We start from the raw sequence: 22,309 nt of genomic DNA on the forward strand, positions 1-22,309 counted from the left end.
GGTTTAACCCAACAGACGCTCGGCGAACCCTCCGCCAAGGAACGAGACGACGCCGCCGGAAAAGCTCGCCGCAACTTGGCCCGTGGCCCGCTCCAGCACCACCAGATCGGCGCGGTTTCCCGGTTGCAGTGTCCCGCGATCGGTCAGCCCGAGCATCTCGGCCGGGCGGGCGCTGATCTTGTCCCAGACCGGGCCAAGGGCGGGAGTGACCCCGCCGGCCAGATCAAGGGCGGCGGCCTTGAGCGACGGGTAGTGATAGTCCGAGACCAGCGCGTCGCAGAGCTCAGCCTCGATCAATGTCCGCGCCGAGACATTGCCCGCATGTGACGCGCCCCGCATGACATTCGGTGCCCCGAGGATGATCGGATCCCCATGGTCACGAGCCGCTTTGGCAGCCTCCTCGGTTTCCGGGAACTCGGCAATGGTGACGCCCATCTGTCGCGCGGCGGCGCGATCCTTGGCGGTGTGGTCGTCATGGCTGCCCAGCGTGACGCCGCGCGCGATCAGAGCCGCGGCCAGTGCAGTCAGCCGATCCGGCACCTCGCCACTGCGCGCGTGCAGGTCTTGCATCAGGCGCAGATGCGCCTCCGGGTTGCGCCCGCTCTTGAGAGCCTGCCCGGTCAGGCGCGGCGGGCGACGCCCCTCGGCCAGACGTTGATGAGGGAGGTGATCGTTGAAGACGACATAGCGGATCCCGGCCTCGGCCACGAACCCCTCCACCGTGTCGAAATCGTCGATCATATGGGTTTCCAGTCGCAGCTGGATCTGCATATCCGTGCGCAGGCGCGCGCGCGTCGCGGCCAGAGCCCGGGCAAGCTCGCGCGCGAAGTCGGGGCTGCGCATCCCCCCTTCCCAGGACCAGAACTGCGCGAGAATCGCCGTTGTGATCCCGGCGGCGGCGAGCTCTGCATCAAGCGCGAGCAATCCTTCCTCGGTGGTGCGCAAGGCGCCGCGGCGGGGCGCAAGATGCCGCTCGAACCCATCCCCGTGCAGATCGATCGCACCGGGGAGAAGCGCGTAGCCTTGCAAGTCCACCGACCGGCCCCTTGCCCCGTCAGGCAGTATGCGACCGTCGGCAATCGCAAGTTCCTCCAGCACGCCAAGGCGCGGATCGAGGATCAGACCGTTATGAAACCGAAGCGACAGCATGGGCGGGTGATGCGCCGGGCGGGCGGGCTATGCAAGCCCCCTCCGCGCGGCAGCCTGCCTCAGGACTTGACGTTGCCCAGCCCCCGGAAGAAGGCCGTGGGATAGCGCACATCGAACCGCTCGCCTCCGAGCCCCGGCTGGAAGGGCAGCAACATCAGATTGTTGCGCGGATAGGCGCTCGACAGTCGCGACGCACCTTTCACCGAGAAGCCGAACCGCTCGTAATAGGTGGGATCCCCGAGCACGAGGATCGCGGGCACATGGCGGCGGCGGAGGATGTCGATCCCCTCGCGCACGAGCGCGGCCCCGACGCCCTGCCGTCGCCGATCAGACCGCACCGTGAGCGGCGCCAGAGCGATCCAGCCTTCGGGGGTGATGAGCCGGGGAAAGGCGATATGGCCGATGACATGCCCGTTCTCGATCGCCACAAGCTCCAGCTCCATGGCGTTCTCGTCACGCAGGGCCTGGAGCAGGCGCGACTCGCCCGGCCCCTCAAAACTCGTATCCACCAGAATGGAGACCGCGCGGTGATCGTCCAACCGGACCGGACGGTAGTCAATCGGAGGGCGCGCGTTGATGTTCATCACGCTACTCTGCGCGGGATTTGTCCGAGAGGCCAAGCCTTTTTGCGGCGCGCTTGATGTTTCTCGGACAATTTATCGGGCGCCCCCGGACCGGGCCCGAGACCGGATCCGGGCCTGCACGCAAAAAGGGGGCCCGAAGGCCCCCTCTCGCATCTCGTGATGAGCCGGGCTGGCTTACATCATGCCGCCCATGCCGCCCATGTCGGGCATGCCGCCCGGTGCGCCTGCGCCTTCCTTGGCGGGCAGGTCAGCAACCATGGCTTCGGTGGTGATCAGCAGACCCGCGATGGAGGCTGCGTCTTCCAGAGCGGTCCGCACGACCTTGGCCGGGTCGATCACACCGAAGGCGAACAGGTCGCCATATTCTTCGGTCTGAGCGTTGAAGCCGTAGGAGGTGTCGTCGCTCTCGCGGACCTTGCCGGCCACGACCGCGCCGTCCACACCGGCGTTTTCGGCGATCTGGCGCAGGGGCGCTTCGATGGCCTTCTTGACGATGGCGATGCCTGCGTCCTGATCGGAGTTCACACCGGAGAGACCGTCGAGCGCCTTGGCGGCCTGCACGAGGGCCACGCCGCCACCGACGACAACGCCTTCCTGCACAGCAGCGCGGGTCGCGTTCAGAGCATCGTCCACACGGTCCTTGCGCTCTTTCACTTCGACTTCGGTCATGCCGCCAACGCGGATGACAGCCACGCCACCGGCGAGCTTGGCCACACGTTCCTGCAGCTTCTCACGGTCGTAGTCGGAGGTGGTCTCTTCGATCTGGTTGCGGATCTGAGCGACGCGCGCTTCGATCTCGGCCTTGGCGCCCGCACCGTCGACGATGGTGGTCTCGTCCTTGGTGATTGAAACGCGCTTGGCGGTGCCCAGCATGTCGATGGTCACGTTCTCGAGCTTCATGCCCAGATCTTCGGAGATCACCTGGCCGCCGGTCAGGATCGCGATGTCCTGCAGCATGGCCTTGCGGCGGTCACCGAAGCCCGGTGCCTTGACGGCTGCGATCTTCAGACCGCCGCGCAGCTTGTTGACCACGAGGGTCGCCAGCGCTTCGCCTTCCACGTCCTCAGCAATGATGAGGAGCGGCTTGCCGGACTGGATCACGGACTCAAGGAGCGGCACCATCGGCTGCAGCGACGAGAGTTTCTTCTCGTGCAGCAGGATGATCGCGTCTTCCAGCTCGGTGGTCATCTTGTCGGGGTTGGTCACGAAGTAGGGGCTCAGGTAACCACGGTCGAACTGCATGCCTTCGACGACATCGGTCTCGGTCTCGAGGCCTTTGTTCTCTTCGACGGTGATGACACCCTCGTTGCCGACCTTCTGCATCGCGTCCGCGATCTGGTTGCCGATTTCGGCTTCGCCATTCGCGGAGATAGTGCCGACCTGCGCAACTTCAGCGCTGTCTGCAACTTCGCGGGAGGCGGCTTTGATCGCTTCGACGATCTTCGCGGTGGCCATGTCGACGCCGCGCTTCAGATCCATCGGGTTCATGCCAGCGGCAACCGACTTCATGCCTTCCTTGACGATGGCTTGAGCCAGCACGGTGGCGGTGGTGGTGCCGTCGCCGGCCTCATCATTGGTGCGGGAAGCCACTTCCTTCACCATCTGTGCGCCCATGTTCTCGAACTTGTCTTCCAGCTCGATCTCTTTGGCGACAGAGACACCGTCCTTGGTGATGCGCGGGGCGCCGAAGGACTTGTCGAGGACCACGTTGCGGCCTTTCGGGCCCAGGGTCACTTTCACAGCATCGGCGAGGATGTTCACGCCTTTGAGCATGCGGTTGCGGGCGTCGGTATCAAACTTGACGTCTTTAGCAGCCATTGTGTTCGCTCCTATAGAATTTCGTTGAGGGGGTCAGCGGCGGCTCAGGAAATGATCCCGAGGATGTCGCTTTCCTTCATGATCAGCAGGTCTTTGCCGTCGACGGACACCTCGGTGCCGGACCACTTGCCGAACAGGATCTTGTCGCCTTCCTTGACGTCCATGGCGATCCGGTCGCCATCTTCGTCCTTGGCGCCTGCGCCCACGGCCACAACCAGGCCCTCGGCCGGCTTTTCCTTGGCGCTGTCGGGGATGATCAGCCCGCCTGCGGTTTTCTCTTCGCTCTCAACGCGCTCGACCAGCACACGGTCGTGTAGCGGAGTGAATGCCATGTCTGAGGCTCCTTCGCTCAGTGTTTCTCCCTGGCCCTTTCGGGCCGTTAGCACTCATCTCTGGCGAGTGCTAACGCAGCGTAGGTAGAGATCCCTCACGAGGGTGTCAACGGGCATGGCTGGAAAAAATGGGATCTGCCCGAGCGCGGATCTCGGACAGAGCTACGGAAGCCTGTTGGGACGGGTTGCGTCGAAACCTTGCCACGTTTGCAACGGCTTAGAAGTCTCGCACATTGTTGAGACGCGTGCAGAAGCGGCAGTTGGGGGAGCGACTTACCCCCGGAGCCAGCCCTGCTCGGTGCCGCTCCGGCGCTGCGCCGCGTCCCATGCGGAGCCGTCTACCCCTTGGCGGCACCCTGCTCGGAAGGATCCGTGCGGCGCCACTGGAGGAGGCTCAGCAGAATCGCCGAACCCGAGACGAGGGTCATCACAGTGCCCGGGAAGAAATGCACAAAACCCGGCAGGTCGAGAAAGAAGAAATAACCGAGATCCGCGAGCCCGCCGACCATCGCCGTCACCCAGAGCGCGGTTCGGTTTCCGCGCCAGATCAAAACACCGCCGATGCAGGTCGCCACCCCGAACCAGCCGAGGTTCCAGCCATGCTGGTTCAGGATGCCCGCCGCCGCCGGGTGATACTCCGCCTGCAAGAGCTCCGGCGCGACCGCATCGGCAATGGCCTGAAACCCGCCACTGGCATCGGAAGAGAGGACGATCACACCAGCCAGCGTGTGTACCAGCCCCCAGATGACCCAGAGGATTGCGATGATCTTGGGCAGCGACATGGTGGACCTCCGGTGGCGAACGCAATTTAGTAGACAAAGTCTACCATTATTGATGCAGTGGACCATGTCAACTATGCAAGGCCATGGCTGACACCGATCTCGCCCTGTTCGTGGACCGCTTCATGCGGCGGATCCACAGCGCCCTGCAGGCCAAGGCTGCGGAGTTCGACACCGAGAATGTGGGACCCGCCGGGGGCATGTTGCTGCTCACCCTCGCGGAAATGGGTCAGCCCGAGATCCGCGAGCTCACCGCCCGTTTTGCCAGGGACAAGTCGCAGATGACCCGCGTCATCGGCATGCTGGAGACCAAGGGCCTCGTGGCGCGCCGTCCCTCGCAACGGGATCAGCGGGCCAGCGTCGTCTCGCTCACCCCCAAGGGTCACGCGGTGGTCGCCGATCTCAGCCGCGCTTTGGCGGAGACCATCGGCACGCTCGTGGCGCCCTTGAGCGCCGAGGAGCAAGAGACACTCAAAACCCTGATGGCGCGGATCGCCTGAGCCCCGCGCCAAACGCCGGGTTGTCAGCGCTTATCGGATCAAAGGCCCGAAGCCCTCCACACGCGCTCACTCCTCAGGCGGCGTGTCGCCTTCCCAGCTATAGGCCCAGTGGACCAGCCCGGCGCGGCCCACCTCGGTGAGCCCGTAGACCCCGGTCTCGACCTTCTCGAACCAGCCATAATGGTTATCCCGCATCAGCCGAGTCGCGGCGGCGACCCCGCTGGCCTTGGCCACATCCTGCCCGCGCGACGGGCCTTGTTCAGCCAGGTAGGCCGCGCAGCGCAAGGCATCCTGCCGATAGGCAGTGACGATCCCGTGGCGCGTGGCGCCGCCTGCATTCGGGTCGCCCTCCAGCCGTTGGAACTCGCGCAGCAGCTTGGCCTGCTTGGCCTTGACCTTGCGCGGCGCATAGGGGCCTGGATCGCACTGCACCTCGGCGCGCCCATCTGCGCGCACGGTGATCAGGCCAAGCCCGAGACGTCGGCAGAGGCTGAGATTGTCCTTCAGGCTGCGCTTGGCCGTGCGTCCCTTGGGTTTCGGCACAGCGATATAAACCGTCTCGCTCAGGCGCAGCCGTGCCACGGCCTGATGATAAAGGCTGAGCGAGAAGCCGGTTTTCAGCTCCACCAGCACCGGTGGCTCGTCTTCGCGGATGGCCACCACATCCACCGCGCCCACCTCGCCCTTGACCACGTAGCCCTGCGCCTCGAGCAGGGCTTTGATCGGAGGGTAGAGGTCAGTCTCGCGCATATCCGCACCCTACCCGGCTGAGCGCTCGACGCCAGCCCGGCGCGCTGCAGTGCGGCGTCCAAATGCCGCCCACGGGACCCGGTGACACTGGACAGACGCGCTTCTATAAGGCGCGCAAAGATCCTTCCACAGATGGAACAACGCCATGACGATCCAAGTATTCGGCCATAAATCCCCCGACACTGATTCCACCGGCTCGCCCCTGATCTGGGCCTGGTACCTGTCGGAAATCAAAGGCACCCCGGCCGAAGCCGTGCTGCTCGGCACGCCCAACACCGAAGCCGCCTTCGTGGTGGAGCGCTGGGGCTTTGAGACCCCCGCGATCATCGAGGATGTGGCCGAGGACGCGCCGGTCGTCATCGTCGACACCAACAACCCCGCCGAACTGCCCGCCAGCATCAATGGTGCCGACATCCAGCAGATCATCGACCACCACAAGCTGGTCGGCGGGCTGGAAACCAAGGGTCCGATCGACATCACGATCCGTCCCGTCGCCTGCACCGCCACCATCATGTACGACCTGATGGGCGCGGACGCCGCCAAGATGCCCGAGAACATCAAGGGCGCGATGCTCTCCTGCATCATCTCCGACACGCTGGAATTCCGCTCGCCGACCACCACCGACCGGGACCGCGAAGTGGTCGAGGCGCTGGCGGGTGAGCTGGGCATCTCCGTGCCTGACTACGCCGCCGAGATGTTTGCCGCGAAATCCGATGTCTCGGCCTTCTCCGATGCGGAACTGCTGCGGATGGATTCCAAGGAATACGAGGTCGACGGCACCAAGTTCCGCGTCTCGGTTCTCGAGACCACCTCCCCCGCGACCGTGCTGGACCGCAAGGCGTCCCTGATCGAGAGCATGACCACCGTCGCCGCCGAAGATGGGGTCGATCAGGTGCTGCTCTTTGTGGTCGATATCCTGAACGAGGAATCCACGCTGCTCGTGCCCAATGATCTGGTCAAGACCGTCGCCGCCAAGAGCTTTGACGCCGACGCCACCGGCGATGCGGTGGTCCTGCCCGGCGTGGTCAGCCGCAAGAAGCAGATCATCCCGAACCTCAAGGTCTGATCGACCCAGCATCCGAACAGGAAGGGGACGCAAAGCGCGTCCCCTTTTCCATGTCGCTAAAACGACGAAGGGCTGCCCTTGCGGACAGCCCTTGCCAAGAGGGTCAAGCGCAGGTGTGTCAGGATTGCGCGCGACGCCGACGGAGCACCACGAGGCCTCCGAGACCAGCTGCCAGAAGCGGCAGACCGGCAGGAAGCGGAACCGGGGTGGCCCCCACTTCGAGAACGGACGGATCGCCATTGGTCGCCACATAGAGCAGACCGAACGTGCCCCCGTCGAAGCCGGAAACGCTGGTGGTGCGCACGCCGTTCGGACCGTTGAAGCCATCGACCAGCACGCCATCGTCGAAGATGTTCATGCCATCATCGTGACGCACGTCGAAGTCATGGGCGCCAACGCCGGCCTTGGTGAAGTAGAAGAAAGTCGAGGTTGCCGAGCCAGCGCCGATATCGGGCTTGCTGAGCTGCAGATCGCCCACAGAGCTGTCGAGACCGGAGACGGAGCCACCGACACCTGTGTCGAGCCACATCTGGATCGTGGTGCCGTCGGAACCGTCAAAGGTGCCGAAGCTGAGCTCACCGGTATAGGTGAAGGTGTCGGAGACCGACGCCACATTCGCCTGGGCCGCATTGAAATTCGCCATGGTCGCCTGAGACTGAGCCGAGCTCAGGTTCTGCAGGTTCACAACCGTGACGTCGAAGGTGCCGCTCAGGGTGGCAGCGCTTGCCATGCTTCCCAGAACGACGGATGCCAGAGCGGCACCCAGAACACGTTTAATCATTACAATTATCCTGTAACTGGTTTTCCGTATAATTGGCCTAGCAATTGAATAGCGCTTAATTCAAATTAATTTCGTGACTATTTTCCATTAATATTAATGGTTTAACCATAGTCGCAATTAACCATTTTCCGGGTTTACCTACAGGATCGGGAACGGTGCGGGCCCAGAGCCCGGAACTGTCAACGAGATGCAGGGCAAGCCCGGCCTTTATGGCCCAAATCCCGAGCAAACCGGGCCGAAGCGCGCAGGGGACGGCCTCCCGAACGGCCTTCCCCCTTGCGCCGCGCCACGATGACCGACACAAGTCCCGCAAAGGCCCGGGCCCCGTGCGGCCCGCCCCCTCGACCGACCAGGAGCTTCGCCCATGACTCGCATCGTGACCTCTCTGTCCGAGATTTCGCATCAATATGACGCCCTGCTCGTGGACCTTTGGGGCTGCGTCCATAACGGGGTTGCGGCCCATCCCGAGGCGGTGGCGGCCCTGACCAGCTATAAAGCAGGCGGGGGCACCGTGCTCTTGCTGACGAACTCGCCGCGACCTCGGGCCGGGGTGGAAAAGCAGCTCGACAGTCTCGGGGTGCCGCCCAGTTGCTGGCACACCATCGCGACCTCCGGTGACAGCGCCCGCGCGGCCATGTTCCGCGGCGTGGTGGGACAGAAGGTCTATTTCATCGGCGAGGATCACGACCAGCGCTTCTTTGACCCGATCAATGTGGTGAGCGACCCGGTCGCGATCCAGCAGGTGCCCCTGGCCGAAGCCGAGGGCATTGTCTGCACCGGGCCTTTCGACCCCATGGCCGACCCGGCAGAGAATCGGGCGGACTTTCTCTATGCCAAGCAGAAGGGGATGAAGCTGCTCTGCGCGAATCCCGACATCGTCGTGGACCGGGGGGAGCGGCGCGAATGGTGCGCGGGCGCCCTCGCCGCGCTCTATACAGAGATGGGGGGCGAGAGCCTCTATTTCGGCAAACCCCACCCGCCGATCTATGATCTGGCGCGGGCGCGCCTGGCCGAGTTGGGCAAGCATCCCGCCACAGACCGACTGCTGGCCATCGGCGACGGGATCCACACGGATATTCAGGGGGCCCAGGGCGAGGACATCGATTCCCTTTTTATTACAGGGGGCTTGGCCGCGGCGGAAACCGGCACGACCGACCAGCCGGATCCGGCAAAACTCGAGAGCTTCCTCGCCAAAGGCCAGATCACGCCGACCTATGCCATCGGGAAACTTCGCTAGGCTGCGCGACTCCGTCGCGTAACAATGTTTCAACACATGCGCTCAGTTTGTCGCATTCTTTCCTTCGCGGTTGCAGAAAGCGCGCAATTCGACTATCCAGCGCCCAGCTAGACTGGAGTGAGAGATGTTGGACAACACCCCGCGCGGCACAATTTGCATCGAAGACATCGAGATCGGCATGTCCCGGTCTCTGCGCAAGGTCATCTCGGACCGCGACATCGAGATGTTTGCCGAAGTCTCCACCGACCGAAATCCGGTGCATCTGGACGAGGAATACGCCCAGGACACCCGGTTCGAGGGGCGCATCGCCCATGGCATGCTGACCGCCAGCCTGATCTCGGCGGTGATCGGCGAGCAATTGCCTGGCCATGGCACGGTCTATCTCGGCCAGTCCCTGAAATTCATGGGCCCTGTCCGCCCCGGCGACATGGTCTTTGCCGAAGTCACCGTCACCGACATCAACTTCCCCAAGCGCCGGGTCTCGCTGGAGACCAAGTGCTTTGTGGAGGATAAGGTCGTGCTCAAGGGCGACGCCCTCGTGATCGCGCCCAGCCGCAAGTTCGACTGACCCTCCGCCAACGCTTGCGCGTCGCCGCGCTGCGGGCTACCTCAGGCTCATGATGAGGATTGTCCGAGACGCTGATTTCGTGTTGCCGACCGACCGGGGCGCTTGTGCCGCGATCGGGAATTTCGACGGCGTGCATCTCGGCCATCAAAGCGTTCTGGACCGGACCCGGGCCGCTGCCTCGGCGATCTCGGCGCCTGTGGGAGTTCTGACCTTCGAGCCCCATCCCCGCGAGTTCTTTGCCCCGGACGCGCCGCCCTTTCGGCTGATGTCCGAGACCGCGCGCGCCCACCGGCTGGAAAAGCTCGGGGTGGATGTGCTCTATCAACTGCCCTTTGATGCAGATCTGGCCGGGCTGAGCGCCGAAAGCTTCGCCCGCGAGATCATCCATGACGCGCTGGGGCTAAAGCATGTGCTGGTCGGGGCGGATTTCTGCTTTGGCAAGGGGCGCAAGGGCACCACAGAGATGCTGCGCGCCTTTGGCGAAGAGATGGGGTTTGGCGTGACCATCGCGGATCTTTTGCAGGATTCCGACACGGTCGTGTCCTCTACCTCGATCCGCAGGGCGCTCTCCGAGGGGCGGCCCGAGGATGCTGCGCGCATGCTGGGCCATTGGCACCGGATCGAAGGCCCCGTCATCCATGGGGAGAAGCGCGGGCGTACGCTCGGCTACCCCACGGCGAACATGTCCATCGCCGGTCTGCACCCGCCGAAATTCGGGGTCTACGCAGTGCTGGTCAATGTGCTCGAAGGCCCCCATGAGGGGCGTTATCACGGCGCGGCCTCCATGGGCGTGCGCCCGATGTTCGGCGAGAATGTCCCGAACCTCGAGACCTTCATCTTTGACTTCAAGGGCGATCTCTATGACACGGCGCTCTCGGTTGCGCTCGTGTCGTTCCTGCGCCCCGAAGAGAAATTCGACGGGCTCGATGCGCTGATCACCCAGATGGATGCGGATTGCGCCCGCGCGCGCGAGATCCTGGCCCGGGCCGAGGCCGCCGCGTGAGCCGCCGCAAGGCGCGCAAAGGCGCACCGCCCCCGACGCGCCTGCGCCGCCGGTTCTGGGAGACGGTCCCCCTCACCGAGATGACCCAGGCGGAATGGGAGGCGCTCTGCGATGGCTGCGGCAAGTGCTGCCTCCTGAAGCTTGAGGACGCGGACACCGCCGAGGTGGCCTTCACCCGGGTCAGCTGCCGGCTTCTGGACACGGAAAGCTGCCGCTGCGGGCAATACGAGCTGCGCAAGCAATTCGTCCCCGATTGCGTGGTGCTGACACCCGAGAATATCGATACCGTCGCCTATTGGATGCCCGCAACCTGCGCCTACAAGCTGCTCTATGATGGCAAGCCACTCTACCCGTGGCACCCGCTGATCTCCGGCCGGGCCGAGAGCGTCCATGAGGCCGGGATCTCGGTCGCGGGCTGGGCGATCCCGGAGTTTGAGGTCGCGGAAGAAGAGCTCGAGGATTACCTGATCGAGCCCGAGGGCGAGTAGCCCTCCGCCGTCAGAAAAGCCTGCAGCAGGGGCGCAATCTCCGCCGCATGGGTCAGGGGCAGCATATGCCCCGCCCCCGCGATCACCCGCGCAGTCGCTTGCGGCAGCGCCGTGCCAAGCGCGGTCTGGATCGCCGAGATGATCGGTGGCGAGCGATCCCCGGCCAAGAGGAGCGCCGGGCAAGTGATTTCCTCCAGACGCGGAACAAGGTCGAATTGATCCGCCAACATCGTGGGGATGGAGCGTGGGATCATCGGGATCCGCGCGGTCACCTCAGCCTGCTGCGCCGGGCTCAGGCGCGCCCAGGGCGCCCCACCCCAGCGATCAAAGAAGAGCGCCGCGGCCCGGGGCCAATCCTCGGCAGCGAAAGCTTCGCCCTCCGGGGCGCAGGACGCCTCATAGGCGCGCAAGGCCACAGGATCGGACAAGCGCGCGGCGGCGAAGAGCACAGGCTCCGCCAGCACCAACCGCCGCACCCGCGCCGGGTTCTCCAGTGCGAGGCGCAGGGCCACCGTGCCACCATAGCTGTGCCCGACCAGATCCACCGGCCCCTCGAACCGCGCGAGCAGGGCCTGCGCCACCTCCATCACATGGCTGTGATCATCGCGCGCCGGATCCCAGGGACCCGAGCCGCCATGTCCGGGCATGTCGAAGCTCACGAGACGCCGCCCGGGCAGGCGCGCAAACAACGGCTGCCAGCCCCGCGCGCTCCCAAGTGCGCAATGGAGAAAGAGCGTGACCGGGCCCTCCCCCGTCACGCTCCAGCATATTTCGGTCCCTGCGAGGGTCTCGCGCGGCACTAGAGCGTGCCGTCGAGATGCGCCTCCAGATCATCGAGCCGGTCCTGCCCCCAGAACCGCTGATCATCCTCGGTGATGAAGAAGGGCGCGCCGAAGACACCCCGGCTCACCGCCTCTTCGAGGTTGTTGGCATAGGCCTCGGCCCCGCTCAGGAGCCCACTATCGGCAAGGCTCGGGTCAAAGCCCGCCGCGCTGAGACACTCCTTGATCACGACATCCTCGGCCACATCCTTTTCACCGGCCCAGCAGGCCGCGGTGAGGCCATTGACCAGCTTGCCCATATCCCCACCTCCGGCGGCCTGCGCGGCGATGATCGCATAGGAGCTCGGCGCCGGGTTCGTCGGCCAATGGGCGGGTTTGATGTTGAGCGGCAGCCCGGTCTTTTTCGCCTGACGGGCCAGTTCCTGCAGGCGGTATTCCTGCCGGGAGGGGTGGCGATCCTTGGGTGGCGTGCCCCCGGTGCGGCTGAACAAAGCCATGATATCCAGAGGCTTGTAGACCAGCGTCAGGCCATGCTTGGCGGCGATCTCCTCGACACGCCCTCCGGTGAGATAGGTGAAGGGTGAAATTGTTGCGAAATAGTAGTCCAGCTGCGCCATTGATGCCCCCCGCTGCGCTGTGTGCGCCCGGATCGGGCGCTTACCTAGGCAAGACCGTATGGCAGTGGTAAGCGGTGTCAACTCCACCACGAGGTGAGTCCCCCGGCAACAGGCCCGCAAAGGATCAGAGACCCGATGCCCGCACAAATCTCCCCGAAAATCATCTCCGGCAATGCCAATGTCCCCTTGGCCAAAGCCATCTCCCGCCGCATGTCCGCCTATCGCGGAATGCAGGTCGGTCTGGTCGATACCCGCGTGGAGCGGTTCAACGATGGCGAGATCTTCGTCGAGGTCTTCGAGAATGTGCGCGGGGAGGATATGTTCATCATCCAATCCACCTCGAACCCGGCCAATGACAACCTGATGGAGCTGTTGATCATCTCCGACGCGCTGCGCCGCTCTTCGGCGAGCCGGATCACGGCGATCATCCCCTATTTCGGTTATGCCCGTCAGGACCGCCGCACTAAGGCGCGGACGCCGATCACGGCCAAGCTGGTGGCGAATATGATGGTCGAGGCCGGGGTCGAGCGGATCCTGACCATGGATCTGCACGCGGCCCAGATCCAGGGCTTTTTCGATATCCCGGTGGATAACCTCTATGCCGCGCCGATCTTTGCGCTGGATGTGCTGCACCACTTTGCGGGCAAGCTCGAGAACGTGACCGTGGTCTCGCCCGATGTGGGCGGCGTGGCGCGCGCGCGCGAACTTGCCCAACGGATCGGCTGTGGTCTGGCGATTGTGGACAAGCGCCGCTCGCAGCCGGGCGTCGTGGAAGAGATGACCGTGATCGGCGAGGTCGAGGGCAAGACCTGCATCATCGTGGACGACATCTGCGACACGGCCGGAACACTCTGCAAGGCGGCGGACCTGCTGATGAGCGAAGGGGCGACCGAGGTCCACTCCTACATCACCCACGGCGTGCTCTCGGGGCCTGCCGTGGACCGGATTACCAAATCCTCGATGAAGAGCCTCGTGATCACCGACTCGATTGCAGCCACGGAGCCCGTGAAAGCCGCCCATAACATCCGCATCGTGCCCACGGCCCCGGTCTTTGCCCAGGCGATCCTGAACATCTGGAACGGCACGAGCGTCTCGTCTCTCTTCGACACGGACACGCTGACACCGATCTATGAAGGCATGTACGCCAACGCGAGTTAGAGACTTTCGGGACTGATGATTGGCTAGCGTCGGTTTGGCGGACAAACCTGTCATCGTTTCCAAGCACCCAATGACGGCAGCACCACCCAAACCGGACACTCGCGTTAAGCGTAAGCTAAGGCGAGTATCTTAGGTCAATCGTTCTGGCACCTGCGCCATACTGCTCCATTGCCGGGGCGACTGACCGTACATCCGCTTAAACTCTCGGCTGAACTGAGAGGCGCTTTTATAGCCTACATCCCAGGCTGCCTCCGACACGGTCTTTCCTTCGGCAATCTTCATAGCGGCGTTGTTCAGCCGCATGGATTTCACGAACTGGATCGGAGACATCGTCGTGGCGTCCTTGAACCGCCGATGGAAGACCGCGCGGCTCATGCCAGCGTGGTCGGCCATGTCGTCGATGGTGACGTGCTTGTCCAGATGGGTCGACAGGTAGTCGATGGTGCGCGCGATTTCGTTGCCGACAACAAAGGCACGTCTTGCCGCTGCCCCGGCCTCGCCCATGAGCACCGCATAACACAACTCGCGCAGTCGCCCCTGTCCGAGCACCCCCAGATCCACCGGATTGTCGAGCAACTCAAGAAGCCGCAACAGAGCCTGCGTGAAACCAACATCCCAGGACGCCAATGCCAAAGCCGATGGCGCGTCATCCCACGATTGTCTGTGGCCATCGGCGGCGGTCTCGATCTCCATGGTGAGCTCGCGCATCATCCGTGACTCCAGCGCAATCACGACGCCGAGCAGAGGATCGTCCTTGGACGCCAATGGCGTGCCCGCCTCTACCGGTAAAGTCATGGGGCACAGCAGGTATTTGTCGCTGCCATAGACGTGGTGCTCACCGTCCAAGACAGCTTCCTTGGTGCCACTGAGAATAGCCACCACCGTGGGCTCGTAGACGGCAGGCACGCAGGGCTTGGCCTCGGTCACCCGGAAAAGCTGGACGCCTTTCAACGCGGTGTCGACGAGGCCTGCCTCTGGCAGACGGCCCTCGATTAGGTTTTTGATCTGGTCTTTGCTCATGCGCTCTAGCTGGCAGAGGACTTTCATCTTTGCAATAGGGTTGAGACGATTGGGCAAGTAATTGAGATTATATCGCCTGTTTCTGTGTCAAACCTGGTTCTATCTGTACTTCCAAGCAACCACACCTCAAACCGCCAGTTTGGGCTGGCAGGAGACAGAAAATGGCAGATACGACATTTGGACCCAAAGGCTGGACACCCGAGCGCCTGGGCAACCAGACAGGCAAGACCTACATCATCACTGGCGCCAATGCTGGCGCGGGCTTTCAAGCCGCGCGCATTCTTCTGAAGAAGAACGCTAGGGTGGTGATGCTGAACCGCTCAGCCGAGAAATCCGAGGCGGCCGTCGCGGACCTGAAACAGGAATTTGGCGCAAAAGCCGATGTGAGCTTCATTCGCATGGATCTATCCGTTTTGGATAGCGTGCGCGAGGCGGCCGAAGAAGTTCTGAAGACGGTGCCTCGGATCGACGCGCTGATCAACAACGCGGCCATCGCGCAGGTACCGACGCGCAAGCTGACCGTCGACGGGTTCGAAAGCCAGCTTGGCACCAACCACTACGGACATTTTCTGCTCAATGGCCTACTCTTTGATCGCATAGCCGAAAGCAAAGGCCGGATCGTGGTCGTTGCCAGCCTCGGCTACAACATGGGTCTCAAGACCATCAAGTTCGACGACATGAACTGGGATGAGGGCTACGGAGCGAACACCGCCTATTCTCAGAGCAAGCTGGCGCAAATGATGTTTGCCTATGAGTTGCAAGACCGTTTGGCTGCGGAGGGGCGTAAAGATGTAGAGGTCTTCGTCTGTCATCCGGGCTCGTCGGCCACATCGTTAATCACAACAAGCGGCAGCCGCACAATGCGTTTCATCTGGTGGCTGATGACGAAGACCCCGATGGTCCAAACCGCAGAGCAAGGCTCGTACCCTGAGGTCATGTGCGCGACCGAAGAGGCCCTGACCGAGCAACGCGCCCTTTACGGCCCGACGGGCCACATGGAAGCGGTCGGCCCAGTCGGCAAGGGCACATTGAACGGGCACGCCCATGACAAGGCTGTCATGACACGGCTTTGGGATGAGTCTGAAAAAGCTGTGGGGTTCGAGTGGAAACTCTGACCAATTGTTAGAAGTCGGCTACCAGCGCACCGGGACGGAAAGCGGCCATTGGTGCGCTGTGCAGCATCCTGAAGGTCTGGGCTCAAAGTTGACTTCCGTCGCCCCACATCAATCCACCTGCCACTGATCCTCTGAGGTCAACTCGCCAATTGCGAGCCACGTCGCGTGGAGGCGCGCCACCCGCGTATCTCCCCAGGTTCGAAACACCAGATCGAACCCATCCGCCGTGACCCCATCAGCCTGCAGGTCCGCGCGCTGGTTGGCGCCGTGATCGATATCCCAGAGCGCCAGCCCCACATGGACCACCGGAGCCGCGCTGAACGGCTCGGAGAAGGTCACCGAGCGGCGCACTTCGCGCTGGCCTTCGCCGGTCCACATCTCGCCACCGTCCTCGAAATCGGAAAAGAGCGAGACATAGCCTTGGTCCACACCGATCAGGTGGTTGCGCAGTTTCTTCATGACAGAGCTTTTCGGGGAAACATTGCCGTTCTTTTAGGCAAAGTGTCGCCGGGAGGCAAAGAAAAAGCCCCGCCGAAGCGGGGCCTTCTATTCTTCAGATGCCGGGCTGAGCGCAGAGGCCTCAGACCATATCCTCGAGCAGACGCACGAAGTCGGACACGACCTTTTCGGCCACGTCCTTATCCGCACCTTCCGCATCCGCGGCTTTGGCGCGGGCTGCTTCGAGATGCTCCTCGATGGCGGCGCGGGACTCCGCACCGGCAGGATAGGCCCGCTCGGCCAGCACGGTCGTGCCGGTCGGGCTGATCTCGGCAAAGCCACCGGTCACCACATAGGCCGACGTCCCCTCGGGGCCGTTGACCTGCAGCAAGCCGGGGCGCAGCGTCGTGATGGTCGGCGCATGATCGGCCATGGCCGTCATGTCCCCGTCCGCCCCGGGCAGCTGCACCTCGGTCACCTCAAGCGACGCGAGGCGCCGCTCGGGGGACACGAGGTCGAATTGCAGGGTGTTTGCCATGATGACCCCTTACGCCGCGTCTGCGGCCATGCGCTCGGCTTTGGCGATCACCTCGTCAATGCCGCCCACCATGTAGAAGGCGCCTTCCGGCAGGTGGTCGTACTCGCCCGCCACAACGGCCTTGAAGGACGCGATGGTGTCTTCGAGCGGCACCTGCACCCCGTCGGAGCCGGTGAATACCTTCGCCACGTCGAACGGCTGGGAGAGGAAGCGCTGGATCTTCCGGGCGCGGGCCACGGTCAGCTTGTCCTCTTCAGACAGTTCGTCCATCCCGAGGATCGCGATGATGTCCTGCAGCGACTTGTAGCGCTGGAGGATCCCCTGCACCGCACGGGCCACACCGTAATGCTCTTCGCCGACGATGGCCGGGTCCATGAGACGCGAGGTGGAGTCGAGCGGGTCCACAGCCGGGTAGATCCCGAGCTCGGAGATCGCACGCGACAGAACGGTCGTGGCGTCGAGGTGGGCAAAGGACGTGGCCGGCGCGGGGTCGGTCAGGTCATCCGCAGGCACGTAGACGGCCTGCACCGAGGTGATCGAGCCGGACTTCGTGGAGGTAATCCGCTCCTGCATGGCGCCCATATCAGTGGCCAGGGTCGGCTGGTAGCCCACAGCAGAGGGAATACGGCCCAGAAGCGCCGACACCTCAGAGCCTGCCTGGGTAAAGCGGAAGATGTTGTCCACGAAGAACAGAACGTCGGTCCCGGACTGGTCGCGGAACTGCTCGGCCAGGGTCAGACCGGTCAGAGCCACACGCATCCGGGCTCCCGGAGGCTCGTTCATCTGACCGTAAACCAGGGCCACCTGGCTCTTGGACAGATCATCAGGGTTGATGACGTTGGATTCGATCATCTCGTGGTAGAGGTCGTTGCCCTCACGGGTCCGCTCGCCCACGCCCGCGAACACCGAGAAGCCCGAGTGCACTTTGGCGATGTTGTTGATCAGTTCCATGATGAGAACCGTCTTGCCCACGCCGGCACCGCCGAAGAGGCCGATCTTGCCGCCCTTGGCGTAGGGCGCGAGCAGGTCGATCACCTTGATGCCCGTGGCGAGCACGGCGCTCTCGGTGGACTGTTCGTTGAACTCCGGCGCGTCCGCGTGGATCGAGCGGGTCTCGGTCGCTTCGACCGGGCCGCCTTCGTCCACGGGCTCACCCACAACGTTCAGGATCCGGCCCAGGGTCGCGTTGCCCACGGGGATCGTGATCGGGCCGCCCGTGTCCTCAACCGCCTGCCCGCGCACGAGTCCTTCGGTTGCGTCCATGGCGATCGCGCGCACGGTGTTTTCGCCGAGGTGCTGGGCCACTTCGAGGACCAGCCGCTTCCCATTGTTGTCCGTCGTCAGAGAGTTCAGGATTTCCGGCAGGGCATCCTCGAACTGCACGTCGACAACGGCGCCGATCACCTGAGTGATTTTGCCTTTAGCATTTGCCATTTGATGTCTCCGGTTCCGTTAGAGCGCCTCGGCGCCCGAAATGATTTCGATAAGCTCGTTGGTGATGACGGCCTGACGCGAGCGGTTGAACTCGATGGTCAGCTTGTCGATCATCTCGCCGGCATTGCGCGTCGCGTTGTCCATGGCGCTCATGCGAGCCCCCTGTTCGGACGCGCCGTTCTCCAGCAGAGCTGCGAAAATTTGCGTTGCGACCCCGCGCGGCAGAAGATCGGCGAGGATCGCCTCTTCCGACGGCTCGTAGTCATAGAGCGTGGCATCTCCGCCCTCTTCAGGGGCGTCGAAGGAGGCCGGGATGATCTGCTGCGCAGTCGGGGTCTGACTGATCACCGACTGGAATTGCGCATAGAAGATCGTCGCGACATCGAACTCTTCAGCGTCGAAGCGGGACAGCAGGTCCTGCGCGATATCGGAGGCATTGTCATAGCCGATGCGCTTGACCTCGGAGAGATCCACGTGACCGACGAAATACTCGCCCAGATCGCGCTTGATCGCCTCGCGGCCCTTCTTGCCGACGGTCAGGATCTTGACGGTCTTGCCCGCTGCGATGAGCTCCTGGGCATGGGTCCGGGCGAGCTTGGCAATGGACGAGTTGAACCCGCCGCACAGACCCCGCTCGGCGGTCATGACCACCAGAAGCTGCACCTGATCGCTGCCCGAGCCCACGAGGAGCTTGGGACCGCTATCGCCATCGCCGACCGATGCCGCGAGCCCGCCGAGCACGGCATTAAACCGCTCGGTATAGGGGCGCGAGGCCTCGGCCGCATCCTGGGCCCGCCGCAGTTTTGCGGCAGCCACCATCTGCATGGCCTTCGTGATCTTCCGAGTGCTTTTCACACTCTCGATCCTGTTTTTGAGGTCCTTAAGACTTGGCATGTCTCAGACCCCTTACGCGAAGGTCGCGGCGTATTCGTCGAGCGCGGCCTTGATCTTGTCCTCGGCGTCCCCTTTGATTTTGGGGTCGTCCTTGGTGATCATGTCGAGAAGCGAAGCGTGCTTGCCACGCAGATGGGCCAGCAGCCCCTGCTCGTAGCGGCCCACATCGGACACGTCGATCTTGTCGAGATAGCCTTTGGTGCCCGCATAGATCACGCAGACGATCTCTGCGTTGGTCAGGGGCGAGTACTGGGGCTGCTTCATCAGCTCGGTCAGACGCGCACCGCGGTTCAACAGCTGCTGGGTCGCGGCGTCGAGGTCGGAGCCGAACTGGGCGAAGGCCGCCATCTCGCGGTACTGAGCCAGTTCCAGTTTCACCGGACCGGCAACCGATTTCATCGAGTTGGTCTGGGCCGAGGAGCCCACGCGCGACACCGACAGACCGGTGTTCACGGCGGGACGGATGCCCTGATAGAACAGCTCGGTTTCGAGGAAGATCTGACCGTCGGTGATGGAGATCACGTTGGTCGGAATAAACGCGGACACGTCGCCACCCTGGGTTTCGATGATCGGCAGAGCCGTCAGCGAGCCATTGCCGCTGTCATCGCCGAGCTTCGCGGAGCGCTCGAGCAGGCGGGAGTGGAGGTAGAACACGTCACCCGGATAGGCTTCACGCCCCGGCGGACGGCGCAGCAGCAGGGACATCTGACGATAGGACACGGCCTGCTTGGAGAGGTCATCATAGATGATCAGCGCGTGACGGCCATTGTCGCGGAAATGCTCAGCCATCGCGGTCGCGGCATAGGGTGCCAGGAACTGCATCGGGGCCGGGTCAGAGGCGGTGGCTGCCACAACGATGGAGTAGTCGATGGCGCCGCTCTCTTCGAGCTTCTTCACCAGCTGCGCCACGGTGGAGCGCTTCTGGCCCACGGCGACGTAAACGCAGTAGAGCTTCTGGCTCTCGTCGTCGCCCGCGGCTTCGTTATAGGATTTCTGGTTCAGGATCGCGTCCAGAGCCACGGCGGTCTTGCCGGTCTGACGGTCACCAATGATCAGCTCGCGCTGGCCACGGCCGATCGGGATCATCGCGTCCACGGATTTCAGGCCGGTTGCCATGGGCTCGTGCACGGATTTACGCGGGATGATGCCCGGCGCCTTGACGTCCGCGATGCCGCGCTTGGAGGCGCCGATCGGGCCTTTGCCGTCCAGCGGGTTGCCCAGACCGTCCACAACACGGCCCAGCAGCTCGTCACCGATCGGCACGTCCACGATGGAGTTGGTGCGCTTGACGGTGTCGCCTTCTTTAATGTCGCGGTCGGAGCCGAAGATCACGATACCGACATTGTCGACTTCCAGGTTCAGGGCCATCCCGCGGATGCCGCCCGGGAATTCGACCATCTCACCGGCCTGCACATTGTCCAGCCCGTGGACACGCGCGATGCCGTCACCGACGCTGAGCACGCGGCCCACTTCGGCGACTTCGGCTTCCTGGCCAAAGTTCTTGATCTGCTCCTTGAGGATCGCAGAGATTTCGGCAGCTTGGATTCCCATTTACCCGACCTCTTTCATTGTATTCTGGAGTGCATTGAGCTTCGCGCGGATCGAGGTGTCGATCATCTTCGAGCCCATTTTGACGACAAGACCGCCGATAAGGGAGCTATCGACGGTCGTATTCACTTTAACGGTTTTGCTGGCGGAAGCGCTGAGGACCTTGGTCAGCTCGGCCAGATTGTCCGCGCTGAGCGGCTGGGCGGAGGTGACATCGGCGGTGATCTCGCCCTTCTCCTCGGCGATGCGCGCGCGCAGGCTTGCCACAAGCTGGGGCAGCACAAAGAGACGGCGCTTGCCGGCCATCAGGGTCAGCGCATTCGCGAGCATCGCGGGCAGCCCCATTTTCTGTGCAAGCGCAGAAATCGCAGCGCCCTGCTCATCGCGGCTATAGACCGGAGACGAGATCAGGTCGCGGAACTCCGCGCTGTCTTTCAGCGCGGCGTCGAGCGTGTCTGCACCCGCCTCCAGCGCGCTGAGGTTGTTTTCTTCCTTGGCCAGTTCAAAGATCGCCGTCGCATAACGATCAGCGATACCGGAGGAGATCGAAGCTGAGTCTGACACGTCCACCCTTCCGCTGTCTGTGCCGCACGGAGATGGAGGTTCCGTGGCAGCCGCTTGAGGACCCCGCCAGACGCAGGATCCGGAAATTCTCGGCGGAAATAACAGACACCCCCTGCTGCCGCAACTCTGTTAGTATTTGTGATCACTACCAAAAAATACGTAGTTTCAAGAGATTAGACCTAAGCCCTTGAGAGCGCGACACTTTGAAGCTTGAAGATTGACGGATCCCCCTCCTGTGTTAGCGCCAGAACAGTGAATCGTTCTACCTGAGGTGGATTCTGCAGCTGCTAAATCGGCTTGACCCCGGAGGCCGGAATCCCCTCCAGAACCTGAAGCGGTCGGCGCAACCGCGTGGCCCGGTCCGCATAGGTCGGTTCCTGCACGTGCTTGGACACTTCCACGAGGAAAACACCCCCCGCGAACCGCGCGGGCAGGTACTGCCCCAGCTTCTCGCAGGCGGCGGTGGAACGCAGCCAGAAGCGTTTCTCGCTGGGCGGTGTAAAGAGGGCCGAGGCGTGACGTTCGTTCACGAAGCCATGGTCGCTGAGCTGCGCCTCAAGCTGACCGAGGCTGTAAGGGCGGCCATAGCCAAAGGGCGTCCCGTCCCGCCGGGTCCAGAGGCCCGCCCGGTTCGGCACGACAAAGAGGCCCCGCCCCCCCGTGGCCAGCACCCGCCAACACTCCGCCAAGAGCGAGGCCGGGGTCTCGGAGGTCTCGAGCCCGTGCAGAACAACCAGCTTGTCCACACTGCCGGTCTCCAGGGGCCAGGAGCGTTCGTCGCACAGGACCGAGATATTGGGCATCCCCGCGGGCCAGGGCATCACCCCTTGGGGGCCGGGCATCAGGCCCACCACCCGTTCGGCATCGGCAAGATAGGGGCGCAGCAAGGGCACCGCGAAACCAAAGCCCGCCACGGTCTCGCCTTGCGCCTTGGGCCAAAGGCTCAGCATCCCGTCACGAATGGCCGCCTGTGCCACCCGCCCCAGACGCGTGCGATAGTAGAACTGGCGCAGATCAAGTACGTCGAGGTGCAAACGCGGTCTCACAAAGATGAACGGTCCCGCACGCCTCATCTTGAACGTGCCCACGGCATTATTAACTACATGGCCCGACCGGATCGGCAAAGAAATAGCGCGGCGCCAGACC

General features: G+C 63.3%; 25 protein-coding genes. 8 read left to right on the forward strand and 17 right to left on the reverse strand.

Annotated elements, in window-relative coordinates; translation table 11 throughout:
* Positions 1-3: 3 nt before the first annotated feature.
* The 5 genes from ACP153_RS03790 to ACP153_RS03810 all read right to left on the reverse strand — a co-directional run bounded on the left by ACP153_RS03790 (position 4) and on the right by ACP153_RS03810 (position 4,665).
* The gene (locus ACP153_RS03790; RefSeq protein WP_424969635.1) at positions 4-1,149 is read right to left on the reverse strand and encodes an alpha-D-ribose 1-methylphosphonate 5-triphosphate diphosphatase; all 1,146 of its coding nucleotides are present in this window, start codon (positions 1,147-1,149) and stop codon (positions 4-6) included.
* Positions 1,150-1,208: 59 nt separating this feature from the next.
* Positions 1,209-1,733 (reverse strand): GNAT family N-acetyltransferase, encoded by a 525-nt coding sequence (locus ACP153_RS03795; protein ID WP_424969636.1) that lies wholly within the window; start codon positions 1,731-1,733, stop codon positions 1,209-1,211.
* Between the two features lie 174 nt (positions 1,734-1,907).
* Positions 1,908-3,551, reverse strand: coding sequence for a chaperonin GroEL (groL, locus tag ACP153_RS03800; RefSeq protein ID WP_424969637.1), 1,644 nt, complete (start codon positions 3,549-3,551; stop codon positions 1,908-1,910).
* A gap of 44 nt (positions 3,552-3,595) precedes the next feature.
* Positions 3,596-3,883: a co-chaperone GroES gene (gene groES, locus ACP153_RS03805; protein WP_424965161.1), complete on the reverse strand. Its 288-nt coding sequence runs from the start codon at positions 3,881-3,883 to the stop codon at positions 3,596-3,598.
* 338 nt (positions 3,884-4,221) lie between these two features.
* On the reverse strand, positions 4,222-4,665 hold the full coding sequence (locus tag ACP153_RS03810) for a hypothetical protein (protein WP_424969638.1): 444 nt from the start codon (positions 4,663-4,665) through the stop codon (positions 4,222-4,224).
* Positions 4,666-4,748: 83 nt separating this feature from the next.
* On the opposite strand from ACP153_RS03810, the gene ACP153_RS03815 reads away from it, so the two are divergent.
* Positions 4,749-5,162, forward strand: coding sequence for a MarR family winged helix-turn-helix transcriptional regulator (locus ACP153_RS03815; RefSeq protein WP_424969639.1), 414 nt, complete (start codon positions 4,749-4,751; stop codon positions 5,160-5,162).
* A gap of 66 nt (positions 5,163-5,228) precedes the next feature.
* Here the strand turns inward: ACP153_RS03815 and ACP153_RS03820 are convergent, their stop codons facing one another.
* Complete coding sequence (locus ACP153_RS03820) at positions 5,229-5,912, reverse strand: DUF2161 domain-containing phosphodiesterase (RefSeq protein WP_424969640.1); 684 nt, start codon at positions 5,910-5,912, stop codon at positions 5,229-5,231.
* 145 nt (positions 5,913-6,057) lie between these two features.
* On the opposite strand from ACP153_RS03820, the gene ACP153_RS03825 reads away from it, so the two are divergent.
* A complete protein-coding gene (locus ACP153_RS03825) occupies positions 6,058-6,978 on the forward strand; it encodes a manganese-dependent inorganic pyrophosphatase (RefSeq protein WP_424969641.1) in 921 nt (306 codons plus the stop codon).
* Positions 6,979-7,096: 118 nt separating this feature from the next.
* Here ACP153_RS03825 and ACP153_RS03830 read toward each other — a convergent pair whose 3' ends face one another.
* A complete protein-coding gene (locus tag ACP153_RS03830; protein WP_424969642.1) occupies positions 7,097-7,759 on the reverse strand; it encodes a VPLPA-CTERM sorting domain-containing protein in 663 nt (220 codons plus the stop codon).
* Between the two features lie 364 nt (positions 7,760-8,123).
* On the opposite strand from ACP153_RS03830, the gene ACP153_RS03835 reads away from it, so the two are divergent.
* The 4 genes from ACP153_RS03835 to ACP153_RS03850 all read left to right on the forward strand — a co-directional run bounded on the left by ACP153_RS03835 (position 8,124) and on the right by ACP153_RS03850 (position 11,055).
* Entirely contained in the window at positions 8,124-8,996 is an 873-nt protein-coding gene (locus ACP153_RS03835; protein ID WP_424969643.1) for a TIGR01459 family HAD-type hydrolase, read from the forward strand.
* Positions 8,997-9,120: 124 nt separating this feature from the next.
* A complete protein-coding gene (locus tag ACP153_RS03840) occupies positions 9,121-9,564 on the forward strand; it encodes a MaoC family dehydratase (protein ID WP_424969644.1) in 444 nt (147 codons plus the stop codon).
* A 52-nt stretch (positions 9,565-9,616) separates the two neighbouring features.
* The gene (locus ACP153_RS03845) at positions 9,617-10,567 is read left to right on the forward strand and encodes a bifunctional riboflavin kinase/FAD synthetase (RefSeq protein WP_424970005.1); all 951 of its coding nucleotides are present in this window, start codon (positions 9,617-9,619) and stop codon (positions 10,565-10,567) included.
* Positions 10,568-10,647: 80 nt separating this feature from the next.
* Positions 10,648-11,055: a YcgN family cysteine cluster protein gene (locus ACP153_RS03850; RefSeq protein ID WP_424970006.1), complete on the forward strand. Its 408-nt coding sequence runs from the start codon at positions 10,648-10,650 to the stop codon at positions 11,053-11,055.
* On the opposite strand, the gene ACP153_RS03855 is transcribed toward ACP153_RS03850, so the two are convergent.
* Entirely contained in the window at positions 11,028-11,855 is an 828-nt protein-coding gene (locus ACP153_RS03855) for an alpha/beta fold hydrolase (RefSeq protein ID WP_424969645.1), read from the reverse strand. The genes ACP153_RS03850 and ACP153_RS03855 overlap by 28 nt on opposite strands.
* Positions 11,855-12,454 carry a 2-hydroxychromene-2-carboxylate isomerase gene (locus ACP153_RS03860; RefSeq protein ID WP_424969646.1) on the reverse strand — a complete coding sequence of 200 codons (600 nt, stop codon included), beginning with the start codon at positions 12,452-12,454 and terminating at the stop codon, positions 11,855-11,857. The genes ACP153_RS03855 and ACP153_RS03860 overlap by 1 nt, the downstream gene beginning before the upstream one ends.
* 135 nt (positions 12,455-12,589) lie before the next feature.
* On the opposite strand from ACP153_RS03860, the gene ACP153_RS03865 reads away from it, so the two are divergent.
* Positions 12,590-13,612, forward strand: a complete 1,023-nt coding sequence (locus tag ACP153_RS03865; RefSeq protein WP_424969647.1) for a ribose-phosphate pyrophosphokinase — start codon at positions 12,590-12,592, stop codon at positions 13,610-13,612.
* 129 nt (positions 13,613-13,741) lie between these two features.
* On the opposite strand, the gene ACP153_RS03870 is transcribed toward ACP153_RS03865, so the two are convergent.
* Positions 13,742-14,632: an AraC family transcriptional regulator gene (locus ACP153_RS03870; protein WP_424969648.1), complete on the reverse strand. Its 891-nt coding sequence runs from the start codon at positions 14,630-14,632 to the stop codon at positions 13,742-13,744.
* Between the two features lie 161 nt (positions 14,633-14,793).
* On the opposite strand from ACP153_RS03870, the gene ACP153_RS03875 reads away from it, so the two are divergent.
* Positions 14,794-15,747 (forward strand): SDR family oxidoreductase, encoded by a 954-nt coding sequence (locus tag ACP153_RS03875; protein WP_424969649.1) that lies wholly within the window; start codon positions 14,794-14,796, stop codon positions 15,745-15,747.
* 108 nt (positions 15,748-15,855) lie between these two features.
* Here ACP153_RS03875 and ACP153_RS03880 read toward each other — a convergent pair whose 3' ends face one another.
* The 7 genes from ACP153_RS03880 to ACP153_RS03910 form a co-directional block, all read right to left on the reverse strand.
* Positions 15,856-16,206, reverse strand: a complete 351-nt coding sequence (locus ACP153_RS03880) for an H-type lectin domain-containing protein (protein ID WP_424969650.1) — start codon at positions 16,204-16,206, stop codon at positions 15,856-15,858.
* A 121-nt stretch (positions 16,207-16,327) separates the two neighbouring features.
* Positions 16,328-16,723: a F0F1 ATP synthase subunit epsilon gene (locus tag ACP153_RS03885; RefSeq protein ID WP_424969651.1), complete on the reverse strand. Its 396-nt coding sequence runs from the start codon at positions 16,721-16,723 to the stop codon at positions 16,328-16,330.
* A gap of 9 nt (positions 16,724-16,732) precedes the next feature.
* Positions 16,733-18,157, reverse strand: a complete 1,425-nt coding sequence (atpD, locus tag ACP153_RS03890; protein WP_424969652.1) for a F0F1 ATP synthase subunit beta — start codon at positions 18,155-18,157, stop codon at positions 16,733-16,735.
* Between the two features lie 18 nt (positions 18,158-18,175).
* A complete protein-coding gene (locus ACP153_RS03895) occupies positions 18,176-19,051 on the reverse strand; it encodes a F0F1 ATP synthase subunit gamma (protein ID WP_424969653.1) in 876 nt (291 codons plus the stop codon).
* 12 nt (positions 19,052-19,063) lie between these two features.
* Positions 19,064-20,602, reverse strand: a complete 1,539-nt coding sequence (gene atpA, locus ACP153_RS03900; RefSeq protein WP_424969654.1) for a F0F1 ATP synthase subunit alpha — start codon at positions 20,600-20,602, stop codon at positions 19,064-19,066.
* The gene (locus ACP153_RS03905; protein WP_424969655.1) at positions 20,603-21,169 is read right to left on the reverse strand and encodes a F0F1 ATP synthase subunit delta; all 567 of its coding nucleotides are present in this window, start codon (positions 21,167-21,169) and stop codon (positions 20,603-20,605) included.
* Between the two features lie 281 nt (positions 21,170-21,450).
* Entirely contained in the window at positions 21,451-22,197 is a 747-nt protein-coding gene (locus tag ACP153_RS03910) for a class I SAM-dependent methyltransferase (protein ID WP_424969656.1), read from the reverse strand.
* Positions 22,198-22,309: the final 112 nt, after the last annotated feature.

Origin of the sequence: Dinoroseobacter sp. S76 (assembly GCF_049801095.1) — a bacterium.
Classification (GTDB): Bacteria; Pseudomonadota; Alphaproteobacteria; order Rhodobacterales; family Rhodobacteraceae; genus Dinoroseobacter.

Bases quoted from the DNA above. Each gene is read 5' to 3' on its own strand.
- ACP153_RS03790 (WP_424969635.1), bottom strand. From the start codon at position 1,149: ATGCTGTCGCTTCGGTTTCATAACGGTCTGATCCTCGATCCGCGCCTT.
- ACP153_RS03795 (WP_424969636.1), bottom strand. From the start codon at position 1,733: ATGAACATCAACGCGCGCCCTCCGATTGACTACCGTCCGGTCCGGTTG.
- groL (WP_424969637.1), bottom strand. From the start codon at position 3,551: ATGGCTGCTAAAGACGTCAAGTTTGATACCGACGCCCGCAACCGCATG.
- groES (WP_424965161.1), bottom strand. From the start codon at position 3,883: ATGGCATTCACTCCGCTACACGACCGTGTGCTGGTCGAGCGCGTTGAG.
- ACP153_RS03810 (WP_424969638.1), bottom strand. From the start codon at position 4,665: ATGTCGCTGCCCAAGATCATCGCAATCCTCTGGGTCATCTGGGGGCTG.
- ACP153_RS03815 (WP_424969639.1), top strand. From the start codon at position 4,749: ATGGCTGACACCGATCTCGCCCTGTTCGTGGACCGCTTCATGCGGCGG.
- ACP153_RS03820 (WP_424969640.1), bottom strand. From the start codon at position 5,912: ATGCGCGAGACTGACCTCTACCCTCCGATCAAAGCCCTGCTCGAGGCG.
- ACP153_RS03825 (WP_424969641.1), top strand. From the start codon at position 6,058: ATGACGATCCAAGTATTCGGCCATAAATCCCCCGACACTGATTCCACC.
- ACP153_RS03830 (WP_424969642.1), bottom strand. From the start codon at position 7,759: ATGATTAAACGTGTTCTGGGTGCCGCTCTGGCATCCGTCGTTCTGGGA.
- ACP153_RS03835 (WP_424969643.1), top strand. From the start codon at position 8,124: ATGACTCGCATCGTGACCTCTCTGTCCGAGATTTCGCATCAATATGAC.
- ACP153_RS03840 (WP_424969644.1), top strand. From the start codon at position 9,121: ATGTTGGACAACACCCCGCGCGGCACAATTTGCATCGAAGACATCGAG.
- ACP153_RS03845 (WP_424970005.1), top strand. From the start codon at position 9,617: ATGAGGATTGTCCGAGACGCTGATTTCGTGTTGCCGACCGACCGGGGC.
- ACP153_RS03850 (WP_424970006.1), top strand. From the start codon at position 10,648: ATGACCCAGGCGGAATGGGAGGCGCTCTGCGATGGCTGCGGCAAGTGC.
- ACP153_RS03860 (WP_424969646.1), bottom strand. From the start codon at position 12,454: ATGGCGCAGCTGGACTACTATTTCGCAACAATTTCACCCTTCACCTAT.
- ACP153_RS03865 (WP_424969647.1), top strand. From the start codon at position 12,590: ATGCCCGCACAAATCTCCCCGAAAATCATCTCCGGCAATGCCAATGTC.
- ACP153_RS03870 (WP_424969648.1), bottom strand. From the start codon at position 14,632: ATGAGCAAAGACCAGATCAAAAACCTAATCGAGGGCCGTCTGCCAGAG.
- ACP153_RS03875 (WP_424969649.1), top strand. From the start codon at position 14,794: ATGGCAGATACGACATTTGGACCCAAAGGCTGGACACCCGAGCGCCTG.
- ACP153_RS03880 (WP_424969650.1), bottom strand. From the start codon at position 16,206: ATGAAGAAACTGCGCAACCACCTGATCGGTGTGGACCAAGGCTATGTC.
- ACP153_RS03885 (WP_424969651.1), bottom strand. From the start codon at position 16,723: ATGGCAAACACCCTGCAATTCGACCTCGTGTCCCCCGAGCGGCGCCTC.
- atpD (WP_424969652.1), bottom strand. From the start codon at position 18,157: ATGGCAAATGCTAAAGGCAAAATCACTCAGGTGATCGGCGCCGTTGTC.
- ACP153_RS03895 (WP_424969653.1), bottom strand. From the start codon at position 19,051: ATGCCAAGTCTTAAGGACCTCAAAAACAGGATCGAGAGTGTGAAAAGC.
- atpA (WP_424969654.1), bottom strand. From the start codon at position 20,602: ATGGGAATCCAAGCTGCCGAAATCTCTGCGATCCTCAAGGAGCAGATC.